This is a genomic window from Isoptericola halotolerans, from assembly GCF_045689585.1.
In the GTDB taxonomy this organism is placed as follows: domain Bacteria; phylum Actinomycetota; class Actinomycetes; order Actinomycetales; family Cellulomonadaceae; genus Isoptericola; species Isoptericola halotolerans_B.
This window is the reverse complement of sequence record NZ_CP140108.1, coordinates 243,758-265,229: the sequence shown is the minus strand read 5'-3', so window position 1 is coordinate 265,229 and position 21,472 is coordinate 243,758. Positions and strand designations below refer to the sequence as shown.

The window sequence follows — 21,472 nt, the reverse complement described above, 5'->3', positions numbered from 1 at the left end:
AGAAACTGCTCGTCATGTGAGACGACCTGTTCACCTCTCGGGACGAATGTGAGAACCTGGCGTCGTGCCAGCAACGGACGTGAGGTAATCCTCACCTCGGTGCCTGGAGTTCCTCGTAGAATCGAAACCCACGCAAGCCCCGATCCGGAAGGCGTACCTCGCAGTGAGCAGCTCCCGACCCCTGCGCGTCGCGATCGTCGGTGCAGGACCCGCGGGCATCTACGCCGCGGACATCCTGTCCAAGACGGACCTCGACGTCAGCATCGACCTCTTCGAGCGTCTGCCCGCCCCGTTCGGTCTCGTGCGTTACGGCGTCGCCCCCGACCACCCGCGCATCAAGGGCATCATCGGCGCCCTGCACAAGGTGCTGAGCAAGGGTGACGTGCGGCTGCTGGCGAACGTCAACTACGGCGTCGACCTCAAGCTCGAGGACCTGCGTCAGTACTACGACGCGGTGATCTTCTCGACGGGTGCGATCCGGGACGCCGACCTGACGATCCCCGGCATCGACCTCGACGGCTCCTACGGCGCCGCGGACTTCGTGTCCTGGTTCGACGGGCACCCGGACGTGCCGCGCACGTGGCCGCTGGAGGCGAAGGAGGTTGCCGTGCTCGGGGCCGGGAATGTCGCCCTCGACGTCGCGCGCATCCTGGCCAAGCACCCGAAGGACCTGCTGTCCACGGAGATCCCGGCCAACGTGCAGGCCGGTCTCGAGGCCTCCCCGGTCACCGACGTGCACGTGTTCGCCCGCCGCGGCCCCGCCCAGGTGAAGTTCTCCCCGCTGGAGCTGCGCGAGCTCGGGCACGTGCCCGACGTCGACATCGTCGTCTACCCGGAGGACTACGACTTCGACGAGGGCTCGATGGCCGCCATCGAGGCGACCAACCAGACCAAGCAGGTCGTCAAGACCCTCACGGACTGGACGCTCGTCGAGCCGTCGCAGCAGACGGCGTCACGACGCATCCACCTGCACTTCCTGCAGGCGCCCGCCGAGGTGCTCGGCGAGGACGGGAAGGTCGTCGGCCTGCGTACCGAGCGCACCGCGCTGCAGGGCGACGGCACGGTCAAGGGCACCGGCGAGCTCCACGAGTGGCCCGTCCAGGCCGTCTACCGCGCGGTCGGCTACTTCGGCTCCCCGCTGCCGGAGATCCCCTTCGACGACCTCAAGGGCGTCATCTCCAACCGGGAGGGCCGGGTCGTCGACCTCGACGGCGAGCACCTGCCCGGCGTCTATACCACCGGCTGGATCAAGCGCGGCCCGGTCGGCCTGATCGGGCACACCAAGTCGGACGCCTCGGAGACGGTGCGCCACCTGGTGGAGGACGCCGCCGACGACGGTCGGACGGCACCGCACGGCGAGCCGCAGCAGATCATCGACTTCCTCGCCGAGCGCGGCGTCGACGTCGTCACGTGGGACGAGTTCTCCGTCCTCGACGCGCACGAGCTGTCGCTGGGCGAGCCGCACGGGCGCGAGCGCATCAAGGTCGTCCCCCGCGAGGAGATGATCGACATCGCGAAGGGTCGTTCCTGACCTGACCGACGCACGAGGCCCGACGGCGGTGGGAACCGCCGTCGGGCCTCGTGCGTTGCACGGGTGTCGCCTGGAAGGAGAACGCACGTGGGTCATCGGCACTTCAACGGTCTCAAGACCGTGCTGCTGTTCGGGGTGCTGTGGGCAGTGCTTCTGGGCCTCTGGGCGGTGTTCTTCCGCGGCAGCCAGGGGATGCTCTTCCTGTTCACCGCCCTCGGCCTCATCGGCACGTTCGTGGGGTACTGGAACTCGGACAAGATCGCCATCAAGGCGATGCACGCCTACCCCGTCACGGAGCTCGAGGCGCCGGAGATGTACCGGATCGTGCGCGAGCTGTCCACGATCGCCCGCCAGCCCATGCCCCGGCTGTACATCTCGCCGACCCAGGCCCCGAACGCCTTCGCCACCGGCCGCAACCCGAAGAACGCCGCGGTGTGCTGCACCGAGGGCATCCTGCGCATCCTGGACGAGCGCGAGCTGCGCGGGGTGCTGGGCCACGAGCTCATGCACGTCTACAACCGGGACATCCTCACGTCGTCCGTCGCCTCGGCCCTGGCCGGCGTCATCACGTCGCTCGCCCAGTTCCTGCTGATCTTCGGTGGCGGCGACCGCCGCGAGGGCGGCAACCCGCTGGCCGCGCTCGCGCTCGCCATCCTCGCCCCGTTCGCCGCGATGCTCATCCAGATGGCGATCTCCCGCACGCGCGAGTACGACGCCGACGAGGACGGTGCCCAGCTCACCGGTGACCCGCTGGCCCTCGCCTCGGCACTGCGCAAGCTCGAGCAGGGCACCGCCGCGGCGCCGCTGCCGCAGACCCGCGACCTCGAGAACGTCTCGCACCTGATGCTCGCCAACCCGTTCCGTGGCGGCGGCCTGGCCAAGATGTTCGCCACCCACCCGCCGATGGACGAGCGCATCGCGCGCCTCGAGAAGATGGCCGGCGGCACCGGGTTCGGGCCTGGCGGCATCACCCGGTACTGATCTCGAAGGTCGGTCCGACGGTGGTCCGGGCTTCGTTACCCTGAGGCGCGATGACCGACCACACCCCGCCGTCCCGCCCCCTGTCACCGCCCCTCGCCGAGGATCCCCGCGTCGCCGACTGGGAACGCCGCATGGAGTGGCCGCTGATCGCGGTCGCGGGCGTCTTCCTCGTCGCGTACGCCGTCCCCATCGTGTGGCCGCAGGCGTCCGCCACCGTGCAGTCGGTGTGCTCGGCGGTGGTCTTCGGGTCCTGGCTCGTGTTCGTCGTCGACTACGTCGCCCGGCTGCTGCTGTCCCAGCAGCGCTGGCGGTTCGTGCGCGGGAACCTGCTCGACCTGGCCATCGTCGCCGTGCCGCTGCTGCGACCCCTGCGGCTGCTGCTGCTCGTCAAGGCGATCAGGCGGCTCAACCGCGCCGGTGCCACCGCGATGCGCGGGCGCGTCGTGCTCTACGCCGTGGCCGGGTCGGCGCTCCTGGTGCTCGCCGGGGCGCTGGCCGTCACCGACGCCGAGCGCGGCGCCGCCGACAGCACCATCCAGAACGTCGGGGACGGGTTCTGGTGGGCGCTGGTGACGATGGCGACCGTCGGGTACGGCGACACCTACCCGGTGACGATCACCGGCCGGTTCGTGGCGGTCGGCATGATGCTGGGCGGCATCGCCGTGCTCGGCGTGGTGACGGCGACGCTGTCGTCCTGGCTGGTGCAGAACGTCGAGGAGCGCAGCGACGAGCAGCGCGCCGAGCGCCGGGACAGCACCGACGACCTGTGGGCCCGCCGTGGGGACGTCGAGGGTCTCGTCGCCGAGGTCCGCGCGCTGCGCGAGGAGGTCTCGCGGTTGCGGTCCAACGACGGCGTCGGTGCGACGAGCGGCGCCTCGAGCGGCTCGACACGGGGCCACGCCCCGCCCGGCTGACTCAGGCGCGCGTCAGCAACGCCTCGAGCGCCCCGGCGACGCCGTCGTCGGCGTGGTGCCCGACGACGGCGTCCGCCTCCGCGAGCACGTCCGGGTGGGCGTTCGCGACGGCGTGCCCCCGGCCGGCCCACCGCAGCATCGGGACGTCGTTCGGCATGTCGCCGAACGCCCAGACGTCGGCGGCCGCCACGCCCCGGCGGGCGCACCACCGGGCGAGCGCGGCGTCCTTCGTGACGTGCGGCGCGAGCAGCTCGGCCAGCCCCGCGGCGCCCGAGAAGGCCAGGTGCGCACGGCCCCCGACGGCGGAACGCACCGCGGCGAAGAAGGCCTCCTGGGCGTCCTCGCGGGCCGAGCCGCCGCGCTGCACGTCGCCGCCCTGCTGCACGTCGCCGGGGCGGGTGGAGCCCGCCACCCGCGGTCGCACCGCGAGCAGCTTGCCGACCGGGGTGCCGAGCGTGGCCGCGGTACCGCCGTCGGGCAGCGTCTCCTCCACCGGGACGGCGTGGACCGTCTCCGGCAGGCCCTTCTCGTCACGCGGGAACCACGGGTCGAACGCCGGGCCCTCGGTCCGCTCGAACGCGAGGGCGACGTCCGGGACCGCCGCGCGCAGGTCCGCGACCAGCCCGCGCAGCTCCTGGTCGGCGAAGCCGTCGACCTCGAGCGCTGCGCCGGTCGCGAGGTCCCACACGGCGGCGCCGCCGAGGCAGACCACGCGGCCGTGACCGCCCACGCAGTGGGCCAGGCCAGGCAGCCAGCGCGGCGGGCGGGCGGTGACGAACACGATCTCGATCCCGGACTCCTCGACGGCCCGCAGCGTCGCGCGGGTGCGCTCGGACACCGTGCCGTCGGGGCCGAGCAGCGTGCCGTCCAGGTCCGTGGCGACGAGGCGGGGGGTGCTGGCGCCGGTCATGTGCCGACCCTAGCGGGTCTGTCCTTGACGGCAGCCGTTGCCTCGGTTCACCGGTCCTCTGTCACAACTCTACTGATTTCAGTAGAGTTGTGACATGGCTCGAGGACCGAAGTACCGGGAGATCGTGCGTGAGATCGCGCTCGATCACTACGGGTATGTCACCACCAAGGCCGCCGCAGCCGCTGGTGTGCCGGCGGTCGAGCTCCCCAAGCTCGCAGCACGTGGTGGCCTGGAGAGCATCGCGTACGGGCTGTATCGCGTGCCGGACCTCCCTCCCCACGACCTCGACCAGTTCGCCGAGGCGCTCTTGCGCGCGGGCGACGGTGCGTTCCTGCACGGTGAGTCGGTGCTTGCCCTGTTCGGGCTCGCTGACGTCAATCCGGGGCGGATCAAGGTCGCGGTCCGCAAGCGTGCGCGTCCCCGGCTTCCCTCGTCCATCGAGCTGACCCGTGTGGATGCCGACCGCCGCACGACTCGCTACGAGGGGTTGGAGTCGCAGACCGTCGCGGAGGCGATTCTTGAGTGCCGGGGGCGCATCGAGACGGAGCGACTGATGGATGCGGCGAAAGAGGCGCGCGCGAGCGGGCTGCTGACCACGACCGAGTGGCAGCGCGTCAAGAAGGAGCTGCAGCCATGACCTATACCGATGCCCCACCGAATGTTCGCTCCCTTGAGCAGCGTCTCCGGAACCTCGAAGGGGACGAGGGTCTGGCTCTGCGTCGGCGCGTGGGGATGGCGTTGGTCGTCGTCGGTCAGATGCTGCCCGAGGGTGCCATCAAGGGTGGCAGCGCGATGGCTCTGCGCTACGGACGGGGGACACGGTTCACCCAGGACCTTGACGCCGCAAGGGTCCAGCCGTTGGCGCGGTTTCGCCGAGACCTCGAGGACTCTTTGGCTGCCGGATGGGCCGGGTTCACGGGGCGGTTGGTCGAGAAGGCGGCGCCTCGGCCACCGTCGGTGCCCTCGGCGTATGTGATGCAGCCGTTCGACATCAAGCTCGCCTACCGAGGCCGCTCGTGGTGCTCGGTGAAGTTCGAGCTCGGGCACAACGAGATCGGCGACGCGGAAGAACCGGAACTCCACCTTGCGGACGATCTGAGGCGTCTCCTGACCGAGGTCGGGCTCGAGCCTCCCCGGCCGGTGCGGGTGATGCGCATCGACCACCAGATCGCGCAGAAGCTCCATGCCGTCTCCGAGCCCGGCAGCGAACGGGCGCGCGACCTTGTCGACCTCCAGCTCCTGGAAAAGGACGAAGAGCTCGACTTGCTTCAGGTCAGGGCCACATGCCTGCGGCTCTTCGAGTATCGCCGCCGACAGGTGTGGCCCCCGACCATCGCTGTCAACGAAGGCTGGGACACCCTGTACGAGGCTGCGACCGAGGACGTCGACGTCCTCCGCCATGTCGACGGGGCCGTCGCGTGGGCCGAGTCGTCCGTGCAGCGCATCGCGGACGCGGGGGCATGACTACCGGTAGTTGACGAACTGCAGCGCCACGTCGAGGTCCGCGCCCTTGAGCAGGGCGATGACGGCCTGCAGGTCGTCCCGCTTCTTGGAGCTGACACGCACCTCGTCGCCGGTGATCTGGGTCTTGACGCCCTTCGGGCCCTCGTCGCGGATCAGCTTGGTGATCTTCTTGGCGTCCTCGCTGCTCAGACCCTCCTTGAGGGTGGCGGGCAGGCGGTACTCCTTGCCGGAGGCCTGCGGCTCGCCCTCCCCGGTGTCGATCGCCTTGAGCGAGACGCCGCGTCGGATCAGCTTCGTCTGGAAGACGTCGAGGACGGCGTTGACGCGCTCCGCGGAGTTGGCGACGAGGACGATCGCGTCCCCGCTCCAGGAGATGGAGGCACCGACACCGCGGAAGTCGTAGCGCTGGTTGATCTCCTTGGCGGCCTGGTTCAGGGCGTTGTCGACCTCCTGGCGGTCGACCTTGGAGACGATGTCGAACGACGAGTCGGCCATGGCGGGTGCTCCTTCGGCTGGTGCGGGGGACGTGTGGACACGGTAGTCGGCGCGCCGCGGATCGTGCTGCCTCGGTGGGGGAGCGCGGCGCTCCGACCTGCCGATTCCATGATAATTCGGGCGGGCCGGATGGGGAGCGCTCCCCATGAGACCCCCTGTCCGATCTGCCTGGGCAACGGTAAGGTTCCGTCCGGAGTCGTCGCGCCTCGTGCCCGTCGGCACCCGGCAGGGGGGCCTTCCGGAAGGTGTCGCGCAGTGCGCGAGGACGCGCTCCTGCGCGCGCTCGGCCACGTGCCGCACCTGTGTTGGCAACTACTGAAGGGTCCTCGCATGAGCCTGGTCTCACGCGTCTTCGAGCACCGCCGGTCCGTCGCGTCCGGGGGCGTCGTCGCCCTCTTCGGCGCCGGCCTGGCGGGGTTCGCCCTCTGGTACGACGGCGAGGCCACGGCCGACATCGACCTCAACGACTCCGGCGTGTGGGTCACGCAGACCTCCACGGGCACGCTCGGACGCTTCAACCACGAGGCGCAGGCTCTCGACGGCACGCTGCTCGCCAACTCCGTCAGCTTCGACGTCCAGCAGAACGCTCAGCGGGTGCTGCTGGAGAGCGCGGGCGACGCCACGGCCAGCCCGGTGGACCCGGCCCAGCTCGCCCTGCTCGGCACGATGAAGTTCCCCGCGGGCTCCGAGGTGACGACCGGCGCCTCGACGACGGCCGTCCACGACGTCGAGGAGGGGCGGGTCTGGGTCCTGCCCTTCGACGGCACGGCGGCGTTCGACGAGGAGGAGATCGACCCCGACCTCGAGGCCGGTGCCGGGGGGTCGACGGTCGTGGCCGAGGACGGCACCGTGTTCGTCGCCGTCCCCTCCGACGGGGCGCTCTACACGATCGAGACCGGTGCGCAGGGCACGGCGGTCGAGCAGACCGAGGACTCGCTCCCCGTCGCGGCCGACGCCGAGGTCCAGACCACGACGGTGGGCGACGAGGTCGTCGTCCTCGACCGCTCCACCGGCCGGCTCGTGTTCCCGGGGGGTGACACCGTCGAGATCGACGGCGGCGCCGAGGCGCAGCTCCAGCAGCCCTCCGCGGCGTCCGACGTCGTCGTCCTGGCCTCCTCCCGCGGCCTGATCTACCAGCCGCTCGACGGCGGCACCGCGACGACGCGCTCGGCGAACGGCACGCCCGCGCGGCCCGTGCAGCTCGGCGGCTGCACGTACGGGGCGTGGTCGATCTCCGGGCAGGTGATCCGCGACTGCCCCGGCGTCGACCTGGACGAGGACCTCGTCCTGGAGGGCATCGACGACACCACGTCGCTCGCCTACCGCGTGAACCGCGACGTCATCGTCCTCAACGACATGGTCAACGGCACGCTGTGGATGGCCGCGGAGGACTTCCAGAAGGTCGACGACTGGGAGCTCACCATCCCCGAGGACGCCGAGGGCGAGGAGGCCGAGTCCGAGGAGACGATCCCGGAGCAGGTCGACCAGTTCGTCGCGGAGCGCGACAAGGAGAACCGTCCGCCCATCGCGTCCGACGACTCGTTCGGCGTCCGGCCCGGCCGCACCACGGTGCTCGACGTGCTGGGCAACGACGTCGACCCCGACGGGGACGTGATGACGGCGTCCGTCGAGTCCGACCCGGAGGGCGACCTCTCCGTGGACCGTGTCCTGGACGGCGCCGCGCTGCAGGTCGACGTGCCGCGGGACGCGGAGGGCAGCGTGACCTTCACGTACCAGGTGGACGACGGTCGCCCCGGCGGGACCGACACCGCCTCGGTGAAGGTGCGCGTGGTGCCGCTCTCCGAGAACGAGGCGCCGGTGCAGTCGGGCGAACCGGTGCTCCAGGTCGGCCAGGACGGTTCCGGGACCATCAAGATCCTGCCGTACTTCCAGGACCCCGACGGGGACGACCTCTTCCTGTCCCACGCCGGTACCACCGACCCGAACGACGAGGTCCGGTTCCGGCCGGACGGCACCGTCGAGTTCCGGGACGGGGGCTCGGCCACCGGGCGCAAGATCGTCGACGTCACCGTCTCGGACTCGCACGGCCGCCCGTTCGAGGGCCGGCTGCTGGTCGACGTCGTGGCCACGAACGTCCCTCCGATCGCCGTGCAGGACCACGTCAGCGTGCTCGCCGGGCAGCCGGTCACGGTGTCGCCGCTGACGAACGACCGCGACCCCAACGGCGACACCCTGCGCCTGGTGCACGTGGCCGAGCGCGACGACATCACGATCACGAAGAACCTCGCGGCCGGCACGTTCGCGGTGCAGGGCGAGGAGCCCGGCTCCTACGACATCACCTACCAGATCAGCGACGGGCCGAACTCGACCATCGGGCTGGTGCGGGTGGACGTCATCGCCCCGCCGGACTCGGACGCGGCCCCCGTGGCCGTGTCCGACCAGGTGCTGCTGCCCACCAACGGCACGGCGCTGCTGGACGTGCTGGCGAACGACAGCGACCCGGCGGGCGGCGTGCTCGTCGTGCCGTCCGTGGACGTTCCGGAGGACGCCCCGGTCGACGTCTCCGTGCTCAACCACCACGTCCTGAAGATCTCGGAGACCAAGCGGCTCGACGAGCCGATCACCTTCGAGTACACCGTGGCGAACGCCTCGGGCTCCACCACGGGGCAGGTGCGCGTGGTCCCGATCCCCGCTCCGGACGTGCTGCGCCCGCCGGAGGCCGGGCCGGACGAGGCGGTCGTCCACACCGGCGACGTCGTGACCGTGCCCGTCCTCGACAACGACAGCCACCCGGACGGGCTGCAGATCACGCTCAACGACGAGCTCCAGGAGGAGCCCGACGCGGCGCTCGGTGACGCGTTCGTCTCCGAGGACACGGTGCGGTTCCGTGCCGGGTCCGAGGCCGGGACGGCCCACCTGGTCTACGAGGTCGTGGACAGCAACGGCCAGAAGGACTCCGCCCAGGTGACGGTGACGATCCTGGACGGCGAGGAGAACGCGGCGCCCCAGGTGCCCGACACCGAGGCGCGGGTGCTCAGCGGCCGCACGGTCCGCATCGCGCTCCCGCTGGACGGCGTGGATCCGGACGGGGACGCCGTCGTGCTCTCCTCGATCGCCTCCGCGCCGGGCCAGGGCCGCGCCGTGATCACCGACGGCTTCATCGACTACACGGCGGACAAGGACGCGGCCGGCTTCGACACCTTCACCTACGAGGTGACGGACACCCGGGGCGCCGTCGGGCGCGGCACCGTGCGGGTCGGGGTCTCCGCCCCGCCGGCGAGCAACCAGGCGCCGCAGGTCGTGGACGACGAGAGCGTGGTGCGCCCGGGCCGGACCGTCGCGGTGCGCGCCCTGGAGAACGACTCCGACCCGGACGGTGACGAGATCGGCCTGGTCACCGACGGCTTCAGCGGGATGCCCGAGGGCATCGAGCCGGAGGTCGTGGACGACGACGTCGTCCTCGCCGCCCCCGAGACGGAGGGCACCTCCGCCTTCTACTACACGGTCCAGGACTCGTTCAAGGCCCGCTCCACGGGCGCGATCACCCTCGAGGTCGACGACGAGGCGCCGCTGCTGCGCCCGGTCGCGGCCGACGACGTCGTCTCCGCCGACCAGGTGGAGGGTGCCACGCAGGTCACGGTGGACGTGCTGGCCAACGACGTCGACCCGGACGGGGTCGCGGCCGATCTCACGGTGAGCGTGGAGGAGGGCCTCGACGGCGTCGAGGTCACGCAGGACGGGCAGGTCGCGGTGACGCTCGCCGCGCAGGCTCGCGTCGTCACGTACACGGTGACGGACGTCGACGGGCTGGAGGCCCAGGCGTTCGTCCGCGTGCCGGGCGACCAGTCCCGCCCGTACCTCGAGCCGGGGCTGGAGCCCCTGGAGGCCACGAGCGGCGAGCCGCTGACGATCGACCTCGCGGAGTACGTGGTGGTGCGCGAGGAGCGGGAGCCGCGCATCACGGAGGAGAGCACGGTCCAGGCCACCGAGGGCTCCACGACGGTCGAGGACCACGACACCCTGGTGTACACCTCCATTGAGGACTACGCCGGTGGCGCGTCGGTGAGCTTCGAGGTGACCGACGGTGACGGCCCGGACGACGCGGACGGGCTGACGGCGGTGCTGACCCTGCCGATCGACGTCGTGCCGGCGGAGAACCTGCCCCCGGAGATCCTCGGCTCGCCCGCGTTCGAGGTGGCGGCCGGCGAGGAGGGTGCCGTCGACCTGTCCCGCTACGTCGAGGACCCGGACGGTGACCCCGTGACGTTCGAGGTCGAGGGCGCCGACGGCGTCTCGACCTCCGTGACCGGCGGGACCGTCACGGCGCAGGTCGACCCGTCGGTGCCCAAGGGCACCGTGACGAGCCTCGCCTTCACGGTGTCCGACGGCGAGAACTCGCCGGTGGACGGCAGCCTGAGCCTCACGGTGGTCGGCTCCACGCGACCGCTCGTGCAGACGGCACCGGACGAGGTGCCGGACGCCCACCAGGGCCAGGAGATCCGCGTCCCGGTGCTGGAGAACGACACCAACCCGTTCCCCGAGGACCCGCTGACGATCGTCGGCGCCTACGGCGAGACCGGGCAGGGCGAGGTGACCTTCGACGACTCGGAGGTGATCGTCACCCCGGGCGCCGACTTCCACGGCGTGCTCACGGTGCGGTACACCGTGCAGGACGCCACGGAGGACCCGGACCGGCACGTCGACGGCGTGCTCACGGTGACGGTCCTCGGCCGGCCGGAGCCGCCGCGCGCCCCGGTGGTCGAGGAGGTGCGCTCCGAGACGGTGGTGCTGAGCTGGGAGCAGCCGAACGACAACGGCGCGGAGATCACCGGGTACACGCTGCGCACGAACGACGGCGAGTCCACGGAGTGCACCACGACGACGTGCACCTTCGACGGGCTGACCAACAACGTCACGTACACGTTCACCGTGGCGGCCATCAACGACGTCGGCGAGTCCGAGGAGTCGCCGCCGTCCGACGAGGCCCGCCCGGACGAGAAGCCGGACCCGCCGGAGCCGCCGACCCTGGAGTTCGGCGACGAGTCGCTGACCGTCTCGTGGGAGAACCGCACGTACACCGACCGGTCGCCGATCGAGTGCGTCAACCTGGAGATCAGCCCGGCACCCGCCGACGGCCGGATCCAGCAGACGTGCCTCACCTCCACCTCGGTCGAGTGGGAAGGTCTGACGAACGGCACGGCCTACACGGTGCGGGTCCAGGCGGTCAACGCCGCCCCGGACCCCTCGGAGTGGTCCGAGCCGTCCGCCGAGGAGATCCCGGCCGGCCCGCCGTTCCAGCCCGCAGCGCCGACCGCCACCCGCGTCGACACCGCCGTGGGCGGTCAGACGACGGTGACCTGGGACCAGCCGAACACCAACGGTGACGCGATCAAGACGTACTACCTGGACGTCATCGAGAACGGGTCGGTGGTGCGGACGGTCGAGGTGCCCGGCACGAGCACGTCGCAGACCCTCCAGGACCTGACGACCACCTCGACCTACACGTTCACCGTCTCGGCGGAGAACAAGGCGGGGACGTCGGAGACCAGCGCGGCCTCCAACACGGTGATCCCGTACGGCACGCCCGAGGTGCCCACCGGCGTCTCGGCGAGCCTCGGCTCCAACACCAGCGGGCGCGCGGACGTGAGCTGGTCGGCCTCGGCGGACTTCCGCGGGCCGGGGCCGTACTACCAGGTGCGTGCCAACGGGTCCGGGGCCAAGAACGCCGGGAACGAGACCAGCTACCGGTACACCGGCCTGAGCAACGGCACCTCGTACACGTTCCAGGTGCGGGCCTGCAACGAGTTCGACTGCTCGGCCTGGTCCGGGCAGTCGAACGCGGTCAAGCCGTACGGCCCCGTCCCCAAGCCGAGCCTCTCGGTGTCCGGAGGCAACCAGAAGATCACCTACTCGTGGAGCACCTCGACCAACGGCCGTCCGGTGACGGTGAAGGTCACCTCCGGTGGCGAGACGCTGTCCACCCAGCGGAGCGGCAGCGGCACCATCTCGGTGGGCCACAGCAAGACGCGGAAGGTCTGTGTCACGGCGTCGGACAACGAGGGTCAGTCGAACCAGAACTGCAAGTCCGCGACGTCCGACCCGCCACCGGACCCGCGTGCCGTGGTGTCGCGAGGCAACGGCTACGTCGACACCGAACAGTGCAACGACGGCACATGCGCGACGCTCAGGGTGACGACGCACGACTTCCAGGACACGGGCAGGCAGAGCATCGCCTGCTGGACCGACGCCGACGGCAACGCCCATCAGTTCTACGGCACCTCGGCCTACACGGAGAACATCCCCGCGAACGGGACGATCGATCTGCGGTGCTTCATCGGCAGCGCCGCGCCGACCTATGGCGGGCACAACGTGTGGGTCGTGATCAACGGCAAGCACTACGAGAAGACGTTCTGGCGGACCAACTAGGCATGGCACGGAAGAGGAACACGAGATGACGATGACCCCCGAGCAGGCGGCCTGGTTCGCCCAGACGTTCGACCGCCTCAGCGGCAACGTCGGCCTGGCAGTGCTGGGCAAGGCGCCCGTGGTGCGGCTGGCCCTGACGTGCATGCTGGCCGAGGGCCACCTGCTGCTGGAGGACGCCCCGGGCACGGGCAAGACGGCGATGGCCCGCGCCATCGCGGCCTCCGTGCAGGGCACGCAGAACCGCGTGCAGTTCACCCCGGACCTGCTGCCCTCCGACGTCACCGGCGTGATGATCTACGACCAGAAGACGGGCACGTTCGACTTCCGGCCGGGCCCGATCTTCGCGTCCATCGTGCTCGCGGACGAGATCAACCGCGCCTCGCCCAAGACGCAGTCGGCGCTGCTCGAGGTGATGGAGGAGGGACGCGTCACCGTCGACGGCACGGCGCACGAGGTCGGCCGTCCGTTCATGGTGATCGCCACGCAGAACCCCATCGAGCAGGCGGGCACCTACCGGCTGCCCGAGGCCCAGCTCGACCGGTTCCTCATGAAGACGTCGGTGGGCTACCCGGACCACGCGTCCACGGTGGAGATCCTCTCCGGCGCGGCGACCCGCGACCGCAGCGCGGCGCTGAGCCCGATCATCACCACCAAGGCGGTCGCCGACATGGCCGACCTGGCCGCCACGGTCCACACGGACCAGGCCGTGCTCGAGTACGTGAGCCGACTCGCCGAGGAGACCCGCAACGCGCCCGAGGCGCGGATCGGCGTCTCGGTCCGTGGTGCGCTGGCGCTGGTGCGCTGCTGCAAGGTGTGGGCGGCGGCGCACGGCCGCAACTACGTGCTGCCCGACGACGTCAAGCAGCTCGCCCAGCCGGTGTGGGCCCACCGGTTCGTGCTCGACCCGGAGGCCGAGTTCACCGGCGCCCGGGCCGAGGTCGTGCTGGCCCGCATCCTGTCCGACGTGGCGGCACCGCAGGAGCGCGCCGGCGTATGACGACCTCAGCACCCGGGCGGCCGACCTCGCGCGTCGCGGCCTCCCGACTGCGGACCGGACGGTGGTGGACCAGCGCCGTCGCCGCCCTGCGCGACGCCTGGGCGACCGTGGTGCGCGTGTGCGCCCCGGTGACCCGGGCGTTCAGCACGTTCGGCGTCGCCGTCATGGTCGTGGCCGTGGGCGCGTGGGGCGCCGGGCTCGTGCTCGGCTGGCTCGAGGTCCTGGTCGCCGCCATCGTGCTGACCGTGGCGCTCGTCGCCGCGATCGTGTTCGTGCTGGGCCGGCTGCGGTACGACGTCTCCCTGGCCCTGACCCAGTCGCGGGTCACGGTCGGGGACCCGGCCGTGGGCCGCCTCGACGTGCGCAACGCCGCGGCACGTCCCCTGCTGCCGTCGGTCATGGAGCTGCCGGTCGGCCGCGGCGTGGCCGCGTTCCCGGTCCCGCGCCTGCGGGGCGGCGGCACGCACGAGGAGATCTTCCGGATCCCGACGCGGCGCCGCAGCGTCATCACGGTCGGGCCGGTGAAGTCGGTGCGGGCCGACCCGCTCGGGCTGCTGCGCCGCGAGGTGACGTGGACCGACGAGCAGGAGCTGTACGTCCACCCCGCCGTGAAGAACCTGGCGAGCTCCTCGACGGGTCTGCTCCGCGACCTCGAGGGCCGCGCCACCACCGACCTGACGGACTCGGACGTCTCGTTCCACGCGCTGCGCGAGTACGTGCCGGGCGACGACCTGCGCCACGTGCACTGGAAGACGACGGCGCGCACCGGCACGCTCATGGTGCGCCAGTTCGAGGAGACCCGGCGTTCGCACCTGGCCGTGCTGCTGTCCACCCGCGCGCAGGACTACGCGGACGACGAGGAGTTCGAGCTCGCGGTCTCGGTGTGCGGGTCGCTCGGCCTGCAGGCGATCAAGGAGGACCGCGGCGTGACGGTCCTGGTCCACAGCGGGAGCCTCCGCGGCGACCACCACACCCGGCTCCTCGACGACCTCTCGCGGATCGAGCCGGTCGCGTCCCGCAGCAAGCTGGTGGACCTGGCCCGCGGCGTCGGGTCCAGCGCGGCGAGCGCGTCGGTGATCGCGTTCGTCGTGGGCAGCAAGGTCACCCCGACCGAGCTGCGGGCGGCGTCCGCCCGGCTCCCCGCCGGGGTGACGGTCATGGCGATCCAGTGCCTCCCGGAGGCCAACCTGGCACGGCACACGATCGCCGAGGTCGGGGTGCTCACCCTCGGCAGGCTCGGCGACCTGCCGCTCGCGCTGAAGAAGATGAGCGACGCATGAACGACGAGACCACCCGGGGCGGAGGGTTCGCCCCCCTGGACACGAGCGCGCTGGTCGACCTCGCGGCGCTGCTGGTGCTGCTCGGGGTCGTGGCCGTGGGATTCGGCCCCGTGTGGGGCACCGCGGGCTACCTGCTGCCCGCGCTCGGCGGGGTCGGCGTGGGTCTCGGCGTCGCCTGGATCGGTGCGTGGCGACGGTTGTCCGCCGTCACGGTGACGGGCCTGGCGGTGCTCGGCTACCTGCTCCTCGGCGGGCTCCTGGCGCTGCCGCACACCACGGTCGCCGGTGCCCTGCCCACGCTGGACACCCTGCGGGGCCTGCTGCTCGGCGCGGTGGAGGGCTGGAAGGAGTTCATCACGACGGCGCCGCCGCTCAGCTCCTTCCCGGACCTGGCGGTCGTGCCCTTCGCCCTGATGCTCGTCGTCTCCCTGGCCGCCGGCACGATCGCCTGGCGGGCCCGGCACGCGGTGTGGGCGCTGGCCCCGGTCACGGCGGGGTTCGTCGGGGTCATCCTGCTCGGCACGCTCGACGAGGCGTGGCCCGTCGTCCAGGGCGGCGTCATCGCGCTGGTGGGCCTGCTGTGGGGCGGTGTGCGGGCCATGGACGCCCGCGTCGGCTCCCACTCGATCGCCACGGAGTCCAGCAGCGCCGCGATCCGCCGTCTGCGCTGGTACCGGGTCCGCACCGGCGCCGCCATCCTGGGCGTGGCAGCGCTCACCGCGGCGTTCGTCGCACCGGCCGTCATGCCGGATCAGCCGCGCACCGTGCTGCGCGAGACGATCGTGCCGCCGTTGGACCTGCACCGGTACGTCAGCCCGCTCGTCGCGTTCCGCCAGTACGCCAAGGAGCGGCGCACCGACGAGCTGTTCACGATCAGCAACCTGCCCGACGACGGCCGGGTCCGGCTCGCCACGCTCGACGAGTACGACGGCGTGGTCTTCGACGCGTCCGGCGAGGGCGGCGACACGGGGGTGTACAGCCGGGTGGGCGAGGACATCGCCACCGCCGCGACCGGAGAGCCTCTCGAGGTGGAGGTGAGCGTCACCGGGTACGACGGCGTCTGGGTGCCCGAGGTGGGCGCGCTCACCGGCATCACCTGGACCGGTCCGCGCGCGGCCGCGCAGGACGACTCGACGTACTACAACTCGGCCACCCGCACCGCCGTCGCCACGGCCGGCCTGCAGCCGGGGGACACGTACACCCTCAGCACCCTCGTGCCCGAGGTGCCCGACGAGGAGGAGCTCGCGCAGGGCACCGTCCTGAAGGCCGACCTGCCGGACGTGCCGGACACGGCCGTCCCGCGCGGGCTGCCCGCCAAGACGGCGCAGTTCACGGGAGAGGAGATCGACCCGGCCACCAAGCTGTTCCTGCTGCGCGACGCCCTGGCCGCGTCCGGCGTGCTGTCCAGCGGTCTCGAGGGGGAGCCGCCTTCGCGTCCCGGTCACTCCGCCGAGCGGATCGACACGCTCGTCCAGGAGGAGAAGATGGTGGGCGACGACGAGCAGTTCGCCGTCGCCCTGGCGCTCATGGCACGGCAGTCGGGCATCCCGGCGCGGGTCGTGATGGGCTTCGCGCCCGACGAGGACAGCGGCTACACGCCGGGCGAGCCCTGGACGGTGCTGGGCAGCGACGTGCGGGCCTGGGTCGAGGTCCCGTTCGAGGGGCACGGCTGGGTCCCGGTCGAGGCGATCCCCGAGGAGAAGCCGCAGATCCAGCCCGAGCCGCAGTCCGAGGAGGTCCCCAAGCCCCCGGTGCTGCAGGACCCGGAGCCGCCGGAGGAGCCCGACCAGGCGAAGGCCGGCAGCGTCGAGGACGACGAGGAGGAGGAGGTCGAGAACGAGGCCTTCGACTGGGGCCGGCTCGCGCTGATCGTGCTGGCCGCCGGCATCCCGCTGCTGCTCGTCGTCGGACCGGTCGTCGCGATCCTGGCGTACAAGGCACGCCGGCGGACCCGCCGACGGCTGGCCGAGGAACCTGCCGCACGCTTCAGCGGCGGGTGGCACGAGGTCGTCGACGTCGCCACCGACCTCGGCAGCACCGTGCCCGTCTCCGCGACGCGGCGCGAGAGCGCGGACCTCATCGCCGCCGCGCACCAGGCACCCGGTACGCTCGCTGTCGCCCACCGCGCGGACGCGACCGTCTTCGGGGCGGGCGCGTCCAGCGCCGCGGACGCCGAGGGGTACTGGCAGGACATCGACCGGCTCGTCGGCGGGATGGGTGCCGGGGTGCCGCGGGGCCGCCGGCTCCGGGCGGCGCTCTCCCTGCGCTCGATCCGCGCGCGCAGCCGCTGGAGCAGGAGCGAGGAGAAGCGATGAATGACGTGGTCTGTGCGGGCTGCGGGTCGACCCAGCGGGTGGGCGCGCCGTTCTGCGCGGTGTGCGGGCGCGAGTTCCCGCGCACGGGCCGGCCGGTGGAGATCTCGCCGGACGGTCCCCGCGGGGCCGTCCAGGAGTCGTACGGCCCGACCGGGCACCCGTACGGCGGGGACCCGGGCGACCCGGCCTCGATGCTGCACACCGGGACCACGGAGCCGGAGCACCTGACCGCGACCCAGGTGCCGTCCTCCTACCGCCAGGCACCGGCGGCGCCGCCGGCGAACCCGTCGTTCGCGCACGTGGGGCGGCGGTTCGTCGCCCACCTGATCGACGGCGCCTGCGCCGGCCTGCTCTTCGGGGTGGTGTATGGCGTCGGTCTCGCGTTCGTCGACCTCCCCACGGGCGTCTTCACGCCCGCGGACCCGGAGTTCGCCGCGATCCTCGGCCCGATCCTCACCGTCCTGGTCGTGGCGCTCGCCGTCCTGCTCGCCTTCGGCGTGCTCCAGCTCGTCTGGGAGGGACGTGCCGGCCGGACGGTCGGGCACGCCCTCCTCGGGATGCGGGTCCAGGGCGCCGACGGCGGGATGCCGATCGGCGTGGGCCGGGCGTTCCTGCGCTACCTGGTGGTCGCGGCCGGGTCCCTGGTGCTCGGCATCGGCCAGCTCGTCGTGCTGCTCAGCCCCCTGTGGGACGCGGGCGGCCGTCGGCAGGGCTGGCACGACAAGGCTGCCAAGGCCGTCGTCGTCGACGCCCGCGCGACGGCGCCCCGGCAGACCGCGCAGCCGTCGCCCCCGACCGTCACGCCGGCTCCGGCGGCGCACCGGGCCGCCGCGTCGTACCCGACGCCGACGGCGGCCCCTGCGCCCGGCGTGGCGCCGTCGCTGGCGGGTCCGGTGCCGCCGTCGGCCGGCGTCAGCACCCCTGCCCCCTCCCACGCCCCCGCGGGGACGGGCCACCCGGTCGCACCCACGAGCGGCGAGGACAGCCTCATCACCGGGGTCCCCGGCGTGGCCGAGAGCCCCGAGCCGGCACCCGTGGCGCCGCCGACCCCCGCGCCGGCACCCACCCCGACCTCCGCGCCGGCACCGCCCCCGACCTCCGAGGCCGCGGCCCCGTCTGCCGAGCCGGCGTCGCCCGCCGAGCCGGACCTCCCCGCGGAGCACACCTCGTTCGGCGAGACCCGGATGCAGGCGCCGGCACAGCGCCAGGCCCTGTCGCCCGCCGCGGTGGCCACCGTCGAGCTCGAGCTCGAGTCGGGTGTCCGGCAGCCCGTGGACGGCCTCGCCCGCATCGGCCGCAACCCGGAGGCCGGGGCCGGCGAGCAGGTGCTGCTGATCCGCGTCGACGACCCGAGCCGATCGGTCTCCAAGAACCACGCCGACCTGGGAGTGGACTCCGCGGGCCTCTGGCTCACCGACCGGGGCTCCACCAACGGCACCGTCATCTCGGCGGCGGGCCTGCCGCCCCGGGTGGCGGAGCCGGGCACCAAGGTGCGGGTGCCGATGGGGTCGACGATCCACGTGGGCGACCGCCGGGTCGTGGTCCACCCGGGACGCCGCGCATGACCGCCGGCGAGCTCGTGCTGAGCTGGGGTGCCGTGACGCACGAGGGCCGCCGGCGGCGGGTCAACGAGGACTGCTACCTCGCGGGCGACGGGGTCTTCCTCGTCGCCGACGGCATGGGGGGCCACGACGCCGGGGAGGTCGCCAGCGCGCTGGCCCTCGAGGCGCTCAGCCCGCTGCGGGGCGTCACGCAGGTCGACCCCGACGTCGTCGTCGGCCTGGTCGCGACGGCGCAGGCCCGGGTGCGCGGCATCGACACCGGCCCCGGGGGCCGGGGCGCCGGGACCACCCTCACCGGCGCCGTCGTCGCGTACCAGGACGAGGTGCCGTACTGGCTGTTCGTCAACGTCGGTGACTCACGCACCTACCTGATGTCCGGCGGGACGCTGGACCAGGTGAGCGTCGACCACTCCGAGGTCCAGCAGCTCGTCGACGCGGGGCTGCTCACGGAGCAGGAGGCGCGGCGGCACCCGCGCCGCAACGTCGTCACCCGGGCGCTCGGTGCCGACGACACGCCCGCCCCCGACTTCCGCTACGTCCCGGTGGTGCTCGACGACCGGCTCCTCGTCTGCTCCGACGGGCTCACCGTCGAGCTGACCGACGAACGGATCGCCCAGGTCCTGCTCGACCACCCCGACCCGCAGCAGGCGGCCGGCCGGCTCGTCGACGAGGCGATCGCCGCCGGCGGACGGGACAACATCACGGTGGTCGTCGTCGACGTGACCGGCGCCGGGGACGCCCGCGACCGATCGGCCACCAGCCCCCGCGAGGCCTGGGGCGAGCCCGACGAGGACACGGTGCCGAGCGGTGCCCCGGCGTGGGGCGCCTCGACCTCAGGACAGGAGGACGCATGACGACCGTCGAGTACACCGAGGGTGCCGCCCGGGCGATCGTGCGCGGCGACACCGTGGTGCTGCTGCCCGACCCGGTCGACGCCGAGCTCGTCGACCGGGTCTGGGCGGTGCTCCCGGACGCGAGGGCCGAGGGCCGGCACGCGGGGACCGGCCCCTCGGACGGCGTCGTGGCCGTCGTCGGGGTGCTCGCCCAGGTGTCGGGCACGCTGACGGACATCCCCCCGTTCGCCGTCGCCACCTGGGACCCGGTGCACCGCACGGCCCGGGTCGCGGTGCGGGGCACCACGGCGTCCGTCGTCGTCGCGACGACGGCGGGCGAGGTGGAGGTGACGGGCGCCGACGTCCTGATGTGGGCGGAACGGGTGGTCGACGACGCGACGTCCGTGGACGTGCGCACCGCGGCCGCGGACCGGGCCGCGCCGTCCTGGCCCCTCGTCGGTGGCGTGGTCCGGGCCGCCGGTGTGCGTCGCGGCGAGGTCCGGGCCGCGACCGGGGCGGACGCCGGCCGCAGCCGGCCGGACGCTCCGGACGCTCCGGCTGCTCCCGGGGCGGCCGACCCCTTCGCCGACCCCGGCGCGTGGCCGGTGCCGGGCCAGCGGACCGTCGCACCGGCCGCGGCCCCGCCCAGCCAGGAGACCATCGTCGGCACCGTCGAGGCGCCGTCGGCACCGGAACCGGCGGGCGGCGCGGGTACCGGACCCGGCACCGAGCCCGACGGTGCGCTCTCCGAGGACACCGTGCTCGGCGACGACGGCGACGGCTACGAGCACCTCTTCGGCGACACCGTGTTCCGCCGGGTCGAGGATGCCGCCGTCCGGACCGTCGACGAGGACGAGGAGGGTGACGCCGGGCCGGCGACGGGCGCCGCACCACCGAGCGCGGCCCCGAGCCCCGCCCCCTCGGACGCTGCGCCGTCGGACCCTGCACCGTCGGCCGCTGCACCGTCGGCCGCTGCACCGTCGGCCGCTGCACCGCAGAGCCCTGCACCGGCCGGTGCGCCCGGCCTCATCGCCGAGGTGCCCGGGGCCGGGGCGCCGGCACCGTCCCCGCTCGCCGGAACGCCCGCTGCCGCCTCGCGGGCCGCCGCCGTCGGCGCGGGGTCCCCGGCGGGCCTGCCGTCCACCGACGAACCGGTCGACGAGCCCGGCGCCCCCGACGGGTTCGCGGACCCCGACGGGTTCGACGACCACGACGGGCACACCATCATGTCCGGGGAGCTCGCCGCACTGCGGGAGGCCGCCGGCGGCGTCCCGCAGTTCAGCGTGCCGGCACCGCCGGGCGCCCAGGACGTGCTGGCGCTCACCTGCCCGCAGGGCCACCCGAACCCGCCGACGCGCGAGCACTGCCGCACGTGCCGCACACCGCTGCAGGGTGACCCGCACCTGGTGCCGCGCCCGCTGCTGGGACGCATCCTCGTCTCGTCCGGGACGGCGACGGGTGGCACGGTCGACGTGGAGGGCGGCCAGGCGGTGGAGCTGGACCGGGACGTCGTCGTGGGGCGCCGTCCGCGCACGTCGACCACGTCCGCGGACCGGATCCCCCGCCTGGTGACCGTGACCAGCCCGCAGCACGACATCTCCCGCTCGCACGTCGAGGTCACCCTCGAGGAGTGGCACGTCCTGGTCGAGGACCTCGCGACCACCAACGGCACGATGCTGCTGCGGCCCGGCCAGGAACCGCGGCGGCTGCACCCGAACCAGAAGGAGATCGTCGCGGACGGGGACGTGGTCGAGCTCGGCGACGGGGTCGCCCTGACCTTCGAGGGGATCTGGTGAGGAGCCG

At 72.8% G+C, this 21,472-nt stretch carries 14 protein-coding genes; 12 read left to right on the top strand and 2 right to left on the bottom strand.

From position 1 onward, the window contains the following. Positions 1-163: 163 nt before the first annotated feature. The 3 genes from UQW22_RS01255 (at position 164) to UQW22_RS01245 (ending at position 3,426) form a co-directional block, all read left to right on the top strand. Entirely contained in the window at positions 164-1,531 is a 1,368-nt protein-coding gene (locus UQW22_RS01255; protein WP_407319027.1) for an FAD-dependent oxidoreductase, read from the top strand. 87 nt (positions 1,532-1,618) lie between these two features. Next, the gene (gene htpX, locus UQW22_RS01250) at positions 1,619-2,512 is read left to right on the top strand and encodes a zinc metalloprotease HtpX (protein ID WP_407319026.1); all 894 of its coding nucleotides are present in this window, start codon (positions 1,619-1,621) and stop codon (positions 2,510-2,512) included. A gap of 50 nt (positions 2,513-2,562) precedes the next feature. Then, positions 2,563-3,426 (top strand): potassium channel family protein, encoded by an 864-nt coding sequence (locus UQW22_RS01245; RefSeq protein ID WP_407319025.1) that lies wholly within the window; start codon positions 2,563-2,565, stop codon positions 3,424-3,426. Between the two features lies 1 nt (position 3,427). Here the strand turns inward: UQW22_RS01245 and UQW22_RS01240 are convergent, their stop codons facing one another. Beyond that, a complete protein-coding gene (locus UQW22_RS01240; RefSeq protein WP_407319024.1) occupies positions 3,428-4,336 on the bottom strand; it encodes an HAD family hydrolase in 909 nt (302 codons plus the stop codon). 94 nt (positions 4,337-4,430) lie between these two features. On the opposite strand from UQW22_RS01240, the gene UQW22_RS01235 reads away from it, so the two are divergent. Continuing rightward, on the top strand, positions 4,431-4,973 hold the full coding sequence (locus UQW22_RS01235; protein WP_407319023.1) for a hypothetical protein: 543 nt from the start codon (positions 4,431-4,433) through the stop codon (positions 4,971-4,973). Further along, positions 4,970-5,800: a nucleotidyl transferase AbiEii/AbiGii toxin family protein gene (locus UQW22_RS01230; RefSeq protein ID WP_407319022.1), complete on the top strand. Its 831-nt coding sequence runs from the start codon at positions 4,970-4,972 to the stop codon at positions 5,798-5,800. The genes UQW22_RS01235 and UQW22_RS01230 overlap by 4 nt, the downstream gene beginning before the upstream one ends. On the opposite strand, the gene UQW22_RS01225 is transcribed toward UQW22_RS01230, so the two are convergent. Further along, positions 5,801-6,295: a YajQ family cyclic di-GMP-binding protein gene (locus UQW22_RS01225; RefSeq protein WP_171782394.1), complete on the bottom strand. Its 495-nt coding sequence runs from the start codon at positions 6,293-6,295 to the stop codon at positions 5,801-5,803. Between the two features lie 330 nt (positions 6,296-6,625). Here UQW22_RS01225 and UQW22_RS01220 point away from each other — a divergent pair, with 330 nt between their 5' ends. Genes UQW22_RS01220 through UQW22_RS01190 form a run of 7 tightly spaced genes read left to right on the top strand, consistent with a single transcriptional unit; the run spans position 6,626 to position 21,465 of the window. Further along, positions 6,626-12,682, top strand: a complete 6,057-nt coding sequence (locus tag UQW22_RS01220) for an Ig-like domain-containing protein (RefSeq protein ID WP_407319021.1) — start codon at positions 6,626-6,628, stop codon at positions 12,680-12,682. A gap of 25 nt (positions 12,683-12,707) precedes the next feature. Further along, on the top strand, positions 12,708-13,679 hold the full coding sequence (locus UQW22_RS01215; protein ID WP_407319020.1) for an AAA family ATPase: 972 nt from the start codon (positions 12,708-12,710) through the stop codon (positions 13,677-13,679). Then, entirely contained in the window at positions 13,676-14,959 is a 1,284-nt protein-coding gene (locus tag UQW22_RS01210; protein WP_407319019.1) for a DUF58 domain-containing protein, read from the top strand. The genes UQW22_RS01215 and UQW22_RS01210 overlap by 4 nt, the downstream gene beginning before the upstream one ends. Beyond that, entirely contained in the window at positions 14,956-17,274 is a 2,319-nt protein-coding gene (locus tag UQW22_RS01205) for a transglutaminaseTgpA domain-containing protein (protein WP_407319018.1), read from the top strand. The genes UQW22_RS01210 and UQW22_RS01205 overlap by 4 nt, the downstream gene beginning before the upstream one ends. Then, entirely contained in the window at positions 17,271-18,839 is a 1,569-nt protein-coding gene (locus UQW22_RS01200) for an RDD family protein (RefSeq protein WP_407319017.1), read from the top strand. Before UQW22_RS01205 ends, UQW22_RS01200 begins: the two co-directional genes overlap by 4 nt. Next, complete coding sequence (locus tag UQW22_RS01195; protein WP_407319016.1) at positions 18,836-19,690, top strand: PP2C family protein-serine/threonine phosphatase; 855 nt, start codon at positions 18,836-18,838, stop codon at positions 19,688-19,690. The genes UQW22_RS01200 and UQW22_RS01195 overlap by 4 nt, the downstream gene beginning before the upstream one ends. Then, positions 19,687-21,465: an FHA domain-containing protein gene (locus UQW22_RS01190; RefSeq protein ID WP_407319015.1), complete on the top strand. Its 1,779-nt coding sequence runs from the start codon at positions 19,687-19,689 to the stop codon at positions 21,463-21,465. Before UQW22_RS01195 ends, UQW22_RS01190 begins: the two co-directional genes overlap by 4 nt. Positions 21,466-21,472: the final 7 nt, after the last annotated feature.